At 40.9% G+C, this 7,097-nt stretch carries 12 protein-coding genes; all 12 read right to left on the bottom strand.

The features are described 5' to 3' along the window. Nucleotides 1-203: 203 nt before the first annotated feature. The 12 genes from ACHUFZ_RS20945 to ACHUFZ_RS20890 all read right to left on the bottom strand — a co-directional run bounded on the left by ACHUFZ_RS20945 (nt 204) and on the right by ACHUFZ_RS20890 (nt 7,004). Complete coding sequence (locus ACHUFZ_RS20945; RefSeq protein ID WP_011080400.1) at nt 204-491, bottom strand: type II toxin-antitoxin system RelE/ParE family toxin; 288 nt, start codon at nt 489-491, stop codon at nt 204-206. Beyond that, the gene (locus ACHUFZ_RS20940) at nt 488-769 is read right to left on the bottom strand and encodes a type II toxin-antitoxin system Phd/YefM family antitoxin (RefSeq protein ID WP_011080399.1); all 282 of its coding nucleotides are present in this window, start codon (nt 767-769) and stop codon (nt 488-490) included. Before ACHUFZ_RS20940 ends, ACHUFZ_RS20945 begins: the two co-directional genes overlap by 4 nt. Before the next feature lie 112 nt (nt 770-881). Then, nucleotides 882-1,733, bottom strand: a complete 852-nt coding sequence (locus ACHUFZ_RS20935; protein ID WP_394128676.1) for an IS3 family transposase — start codon at nt 1,731-1,733, stop codon at nt 882-884. Then, nucleotides 1,618-2,037 carry a transposase gene (locus tag ACHUFZ_RS20930; RefSeq protein ID WP_394128675.1) on the bottom strand — a complete coding sequence of 140 codons (420 nt, stop codon included), beginning with the start codon at nt 2,035-2,037 and terminating at the stop codon, nt 1,618-1,620. Before ACHUFZ_RS20930 ends, ACHUFZ_RS20935 begins: the two co-directional genes overlap by 116 nt. Before the next feature lie 189 nt (nt 2,038-2,226). Continuing rightward, on the bottom strand, nt 2,227-2,517 hold the full coding sequence (locus ACHUFZ_RS20925) for a hypothetical protein (RefSeq protein WP_394128674.1): 291 nt from the start codon (nt 2,515-2,517) through the stop codon (nt 2,227-2,229). A gap of 143 nt (nt 2,518-2,660) precedes the next feature. Further along, on the bottom strand, nt 2,661-3,350 hold the full coding sequence (locus ACHUFZ_RS20920) for a hypothetical protein (RefSeq protein ID WP_394128673.1): 690 nt from the start codon (nt 3,348-3,350) through the stop codon (nt 2,661-2,663). A 137-nt stretch (nt 3,351-3,487) separates the two neighbouring features. After that, nucleotides 3,488-4,018: a GNAT family N-acetyltransferase gene (locus ACHUFZ_RS20915; RefSeq protein ID WP_394128672.1), complete on the bottom strand. Its 531-nt coding sequence runs from the start codon at nt 4,016-4,018 to the stop codon at nt 3,488-3,490. A gap of 146 nt (nt 4,019-4,164) precedes the next feature. Next, nucleotides 4,165-4,614 carry a C-GCAxxG-C-C family protein gene (locus tag ACHUFZ_RS20910; RefSeq protein WP_394128671.1) on the bottom strand — a complete coding sequence of 150 codons (450 nt, stop codon included), beginning with the start codon at nt 4,612-4,614 and terminating at the stop codon, nt 4,165-4,167. A gap of 147 nt (nt 4,615-4,761) precedes the next feature. Further along, nucleotides 4,762-5,313 carry a hypothetical protein gene (locus ACHUFZ_RS20905; protein ID WP_394128670.1) on the bottom strand — a complete coding sequence of 184 codons (552 nt, stop codon included), beginning with the start codon at nt 5,311-5,313 and terminating at the stop codon, nt 4,762-4,764. 145 nt (nt 5,314-5,458) lie between these two features. Then, a complete protein-coding gene (locus tag ACHUFZ_RS20900; protein ID WP_274013171.1) occupies nt 5,459-5,866 on the bottom strand; it encodes a hypothetical protein in 408 nt (135 codons plus the stop codon). Between the two features lie 121 nt (nt 5,867-5,987). Further along, nucleotides 5,988-6,416 (bottom strand): GNAT family N-acetyltransferase, encoded by a 429-nt coding sequence (locus tag ACHUFZ_RS20895; protein WP_394128669.1) that lies wholly within the window; start codon nt 6,414-6,416, stop codon nt 5,988-5,990. 150 nt (nt 6,417-6,566) lie between these two features. After that, nucleotides 6,567-7,004 carry a lecithin retinol acyltransferase family protein gene (locus ACHUFZ_RS20890; protein ID WP_394128668.1) on the bottom strand — a complete coding sequence of 146 codons (438 nt, stop codon included), beginning with the start codon at nt 7,002-7,004 and terminating at the stop codon, nt 6,567-6,569. Nucleotides 7,005-7,097 lie beyond the last annotated feature (93 nt).

Raw genomic sequence — 7,097 nt, 5'->3', positions numbered from 1 at the left:
TTTATTTTTTTAAATTTACACCAACATAAGAAATATTTTAATGTCATATTGTATCCTCATTATAATCACATAACGCCCAATTAAGGGGTGAACAACGCCACCACCCAACCTAACGCATTGTACCGTAGACACTAAATTTGAAGTAGAAGTAAAAATGCCAAGCGTTGTGAATCCCTCTTAAATTGCTTGTTATAACACAATTGCTACACATCACTTTCCGTTAGCATTTGACGACAGTTTCTTACTGTAAGGACACGAATTTCATGACTGAGGCTATATATGATTCTGTAGTGGCCAAAAAGGATTTCACGATAATTAGTATGAGGTAACTCAGGAACCATTCGCCCCATTTCAGGCATATTTGAGAGAAGTTCGGTTTTATCGAAAACCTCATTAACCCAGCTTTCTGCTGCCACTGGGTTATCCAGTGAAATAAACTCGGCTGCATCACCTAACTTTTGTAATGCTAGTGGTGACCAGACTACTTTCATTTCTTAATACGCCCCAACACTTGAGCGCGAGCGTCTTCATTGGAAACACCTAAACCTGAAGCTAATTGTGCTTCAGCAGTACGCATTTCTTCCAGTAACTCGATCTTCTCCTGCATGGCTTCATATTCCGCAACATCAAGGACAACCGCAACACCCTTACCACGTTGTGTGATTACTAATGGTCTACGAGTTTCGTTAATCTGTTTAATAAATGACGTTACGCCAGCACGAAATTCAGACAAAGGCTGAATATCTTGGTCAAAGTGGATACGGCTCATGTCGAACTCCCAATGGTACAATTTAATGTACAAATAATAGTTCAAATAGCCTTTTTGAGCAATAGCCTGATTTTGTGTTTAGTGTACCCCACGAAAAGTGGACACAACATAACTACACACTTTCGAACTCGACTGGACTCACATAGCCCAACGCTGAGTGCTTTCTATTTCGATTGTAATAGATCTCAATATATTCGAAGATCCCCATTCGAGCTTCTTCTATATCTTGGTAGTCTTCTGCATATATCAGCTCGACTTTCAGTCGACTGTAGAATGACTCCATCACGGCATTATCCCAACAATTGCCTTTACGGCTCATACTCGGCACACCTCCATGCTTACGCATGAAGTCCTGATAGTCATGTGCTCTATATTGTACACCACGGTCTGAGTGGATAATGACGCCCTTAGGCGGCTTACGTGACTTAAACGCCATTTTCAGTGCATTCGTAATGAGTTGAACCGTCATCGTTGTATCTAGTGACCAACCAACAATACGCCTTGAATGCAGATCTAGTACCGTAGCTAGGTAGAGCCAACGGCTCTTCACCCAGATGTATGTAATGTCAGTCACCCATTTCTGATTAGGGCACTCTGCTTCGAAGTTTCTTCGTAACAAATTATCCGCCACGTTGGTCATCGCTGCCACATCCTTAGTGTATTTGAACCCCATACCATTGCGTGCTTTGATACCCTTTTCTTTCATAATATCAGCAATATAGTTAACGCAGCAGGCATAGCCTGCTTCGTTCAACTCATCGGTAATTCGAACTGAACCATAACGTGCTCGATGCTTCGCGAAGGTACACATCACTAACTGTTCAAAGCGGCACCGCCGCTTTGAACGTTTACTCGGCTCTCGATTTAACCATTTGTAATAACCACTCGGCGAAACGTTTAAGGCGTGGCACATATGAGTGATCTTGTATTCCCCAATATAGCTCTCGATATACTCGTACTTCACTCTTGGTTCTTCGCGAAGTACGCCGAGACCTTTTTAGGAATTCCATCTCATCACGTAGACGCTTGTTCTCGCGTCTTAGCGCGCGAAGCTCTTCGGATTCTTTCTTCGAATAGTCAACACCGTCTAAGGTGTTAAACTGTTTATCGGATAGGCGCGTAAACTGACGCTTCCAATTACGAATTTGCTGAGCACTAATACCCAACTCTTTAGCAACGGAAACGGCTGTTCGGCCCGGGAGACTGGCAAGACGAACCGCTTCTTTGCGGAACTCTTCGGTGTACGCTGGATTACGATGTTTAGCCATAAATCACCTCTCAATTAGACCCTAGATCTAACTTAGTAAAGTGTCTACTAAACGTGGGGTACTCGGGCACATAACGCCCAATTAAGGGGTGAACAACGCCTCCACCCAACCTGAACATTGTGCCATAAACACCAAATTTGAAGTAGAAGCAAAAATGCCAAGCGTTGTGAATCCCTCTTAAATTTATTGTTATATAAAAATCCCAAACGCTAGCTTTAGATACTCTATGAACTCTGGAAACTTATTGATTAGTTCTACTGGAAGTTCAAGGTTATCCAAATCAAATACACGTTCACATAGTTCTTTGAAATGATGTTCAATAAAGTCCTTTACCGCTCTTTTAGCGTCATCTGGGATCTCACTGACTTTTTCGACATTTGACAAAACGTCTTCTAGTGAAGCATTTAAGTAGCTTCCCTCTGAAGAACGTAATAGAAATCCATCTGACGACAAAAGACGAACCGATTCAGTATCTTTCATTTATTGCCCTTTTATATAACGCCCAATTAAGGGGTAAACAACGCCTCCACCCAAACCTAAAGCATTGTGCCATAAACACTAAATTTGAAGTAGAAGCAAAAATGCCGAGCGTTGTGAATCCCTCTTAAATTGCTTGTTATAAGTTAATCCGCACTAGCTATAGCAATTGAAATGTCATCGCTACTATAGTCACCAAAATCTACTAGCCATGCATTCTTTGGGTTACCTGGAGTAAGCGGATTTTCTCCAAGATTAAACTCCAAACCTATTGCCGCGTGATTCCACAAAAGGTCTTTTAAATAGCCAATATACGATTCAATTGTATTTTTTGAGCTTGCGTACTTTTGCTTATACCTTGAAATATGTGAGTCATAATCTTCAGAAAATGGTTTCGGTATATGCATAAAGTCACCACATTTTTTGTAAATCTTAATCAACTCACCATGAGTAGCTTTAACGTCTTTACGCTGAATTTGATGTAAACCATCACTAAATTGACTCTGACCTAAAGGAATTGGCATAAAGTGAGGACTAATAGAGTTAAGTTTCTGTAGGATAACTCTCGCATTCCAGTCCTTTGTAAAATCACCATTGATGTCACTTTCTTCACCTTCAATTCGTCTAAATTCTTTATATCTATTTTTGTCACATAAAACAGAGCTAAAGCAAATTTGTTCGACAATTTTTCTTAATTGAAGAAAGCAGAACTCAGTATCCAGCGGAGGTAAAGAGCTTTTTTCTGAATGTTTAGAAAGGCATTCATCTACAGCTCTAATCCTCACTTTGACTTCAAGCATCATAGACTGATAAATCTGATATGGCTGAACTTTCATGACTACCTCACTTTAACTTATAACGCCAAATTAAGGTGTGAACAACGCTAACACCTTACCTAAAGCATTGTGCCATAAACACTAAACTGGCTTAAAGTGAAAGCGCCGAGCGTTGTGAATCACTCTTGAATTTATTGTTATATGCCTGTTTTCGAATAAACAGCCGTGCCACTCAATTCACCTGACGGCAATCTTCGGTCGTTACGTAAAATGCCTTCAAAAGCATACCCGCCTCGCTCTGCCACCATTCGACTTTTCAAATTCTGTTCAGCAGCTTTGATTTCAACTCGGTTAGCCTTTAGCTCATTAAACGCGTATGACTCTATTGCTTTCACTGCTTCAGAAATGAAACCATTGCCAACACTTGAACTACGCATCCAATAACCAACTTCAAAAAACGGTACTGATTTATCGCGAATAATTAACCCTATTGCACCAAGAAAGCGCCCTGTACTTTTTTCTATGATTGAATAACGCAACTCACCTTCAAAATTTTCAAAGTTATTGATGGCTTGCTGCGTGTTTTCAATTGATTCAGCTTCTGTTAACGCAAATGGAACCCAAGGAAGGTAGACACCGAGTTCATCTTGGCTTTCCCTTATCGCTTCAAGCATCAGAGGTTGATATTCCATTGAAGGAGGTAGTAGTTTAAGTCTATCTGTTTCCATATTTACCGATATCCAATTAAGGCTTATAACGCCCAATTAAGGGGTGAACAACGCCTCCACCCAAACCTAAAGCATTGTGCCATTGACACTAAAACTGAAGTAGAAGCAAAAGTGCCAAGCGTTGTGAATCCCTCTTAAATTGCTTGTTAGGCATTTTTGCTCAATATTTGCACTGCTAGTTCAGCGGCTTTTCGAGTGTAGTTGCTACAATTAGAACGAAGATTTTGAGAGCGGAAATGAGCCATACCTTCTTCCGTTCCAATGTCACAGCCTAAAAGCTTATGGCAGTCTTTAGCCCCGAATTCATTTTCAAACTTCTCGACTAACTCCCGTGTTGCTTCGTACGTCGTAGCGACAGTATCACTTTGGGATTCACGACCTAAAACTAAACTAATGCCCATAACAGCTCCTGATAAAGCGCCACATGGTCCACAAGTTCTAGCCATGCCACTACAAAATCCAGTTGCCATTTTCGAGGCTAGGTGATCATCCACCCCGTGATATTCCGCGATAGCAGAAACGACACTTTCAGCACACAAAAGTCCATTTTCAAAATGAGCTTCCGCTAACTTACCAAATTTTATTGATTCTTCCATGACAACAACCTCCTTGATGCCTAACGCCAAATTAAGGTGTGAACAACGCTAACCACCCGACCTAAAGCATTGTGCCATAAACACTAAACTGACTTGAAGTGATGGCACCAAGCGTTGTGAATCACTCTTAAATTTATTGTTATAGCTTTATCTTTGCGTAAAAGCTTTAAGGATATTATCTGCTACAGAGTTACTTTCTAAGTAGAACTCTAACGAAACGTATGGGGATTTTTCATAAACTGAGCATGAAGCACCCGCTCGTAAGTCTCCAACCGTTTTCGAGTAGTGCGACTTACCTGGTTCAAACTGAAATACTGGATAGTGATCCTGAAGCTTTTCGATCAAGGTACCAAGTGCTGCAATGCACTCGCTCTTACCAACAAAACCTCGCTCGACTTGAATTCGCCCCACCAATCCAGATTCGTTATCGATTGTAACTTCGAAGTCTGATAGAAAACTAACCTTAGGATTGCTTTCTAGCGCTAAAGGAACTCGAAACGTAGTAATTGGGCTATCAGTTGAAATATTGAATTTTTCCAGAGGTTTCACAGGGAAAGAGCTGGCAACTTTGACTTCAAATAAAGGAAAACCTTCGCCTTGAACCATTGTATGTCGTTCGGCAGAGTTGAAGCCACCACCCAGCATGAAACCGAGGGCAATCATGCAGACCATGACTAAAACTATTTGTATTTTGTTCATCTGATTCCTTTAACTATGGATATTGCTATAACGCCCTGTTAAGGGGTGAGCAACGCAATACCAAAGCCGCCGCATACCACCTTAATCACTAAAACCAACGCATAGTAAAAATGCCACGCGTTGCGAATCCCTCTTGAACAGTTTGTTATGTGAAATGTTCCTCGAGTACTTTTTCTAGTTTCTTTCGTGCAAAACTCTTAGAGATGTCTACAACAGCAGAAATGCCTTCATTCGCCATTTTCTCACGCACTAAAGTTAACATTTCAGGTTTATCTAAGGTCGCTGCAAAATCATACCCCTGTGACGTTAGACGCCAAGGATACTCGACCAAATAATATCCTTCCTCGTCCCAATCAAACTGGATTCCTAGATCTGTACTGTCTTTAAAAGCATTTACTACTAACCTTTGATCACTAAGTAATTTGACGTGTAAACAGAATTTCTGAAGGTCATTTTCAGTATATTTTGTGAAGTCCTCACAAGTTAATACTGGCTTTTCGTCGTCGATAAATACCCTTAGTAACTCATGTAAATAATCATAATCTACTCTCATATTTCCCTCTTTCACATAACGCCGCATTAAGGTGTGAGCAGCGCTTGGCTATACTTGAGCGAAGCGAAACTGCCAAGCGTTGCGAATCACTCTTAAATGCTTTGTTATACGCGTGCTGACACTACAACGAAACTGTCATAACCTTATGATTTAGCTCACTTTCCATATCAACTGCTAACCAACCTAATGACTCGTACAACGATGGTACATTTGTGTAAGCATACAGGTTACTTTGAGTTGCTGCTGATACTTGGCTAACACCTCGGTTAATCAGTTCACTAGCAATACCTTGCCCGCGCCAATCTGGTGAAACATAAACAGCATTAAACCAAATAACTTCTGAGTCACCGTGAGGTTCTTTAAAGCGCGAGTAAGCAAGACCACCGATAACTTGATTGTCTCTAAGAGCGACAATTACCGGTGGAAGTTTAGATTCTGTTTTATAGGTATCTACGAATAGAAAGTCAGACCATTCCGTTTGAAACAGCTTTTCTAGAGCAACCCAATACTCACTATCTTCATCGCAATTTCTGAATACTACCTTGTTCATATTGGATTATTTCCTCAAAAGCGTATAACGCCAAATTAAGTAGTGAGCAACGCGGCCACCTACCTAAAACATTGTGCCGTAAACACTAGAGCTGATTCAAACCGAAAGTGCCAAGCGTTGCGAATCTGCTTAAATTTATTGTTAGGAAAATTATTTCGAGTTTTTGTACAGATAAACACCTGCTGCTATCAAAGCAAACACACCGAATGTATTAATCACCTGAGAACTAACAGAATTATCGTACATCGCTCTATTTACGAATGACTCACAGTTATTAGAGACGAGGTTGTACTTGCCTTTGCCACCAGCCACAATTTCAGCTAAAGCATCCTTGGCCACTTGCAGGTTACTTTTGGGGCCAGAATTAGAAAATAGCCTGATTTCACCTTGCGTGGCATAACGTGCTTTGAAGTTGCTCATTGTCTCCAATTGGTAACCAGAGTCGTTGTTTTCGGCCAAGTACACTTCACCAGATTTAGAACACTGCCCTAAAACAACAGCGTGATGCTTTGGCCCCGCGTGCCCAAGCACATCAGAGATGGCACCAACAAGTCGACACCCTGTAATATCTATTTGCTGTAATTCCATTTTTGCCTCCATTTTCCTAACGCCAAATTAAGTAGTGAGCAACGCTACCACTCACCTAACCCATTGTGCCGTAAACACGAAAGCTGATTCAAA

The organism is Vibrio hepatarius (assembly GCF_043642085.1).
Taxonomy (GTDB): domain Bacteria; phylum Pseudomonadota; class Gammaproteobacteria; order Enterobacterales; family Vibrionaceae; genus Vibrio; species Vibrio hepatarius_C.
This window is presented reverse-complemented; position numbering and strand designations above follow the sequence as displayed.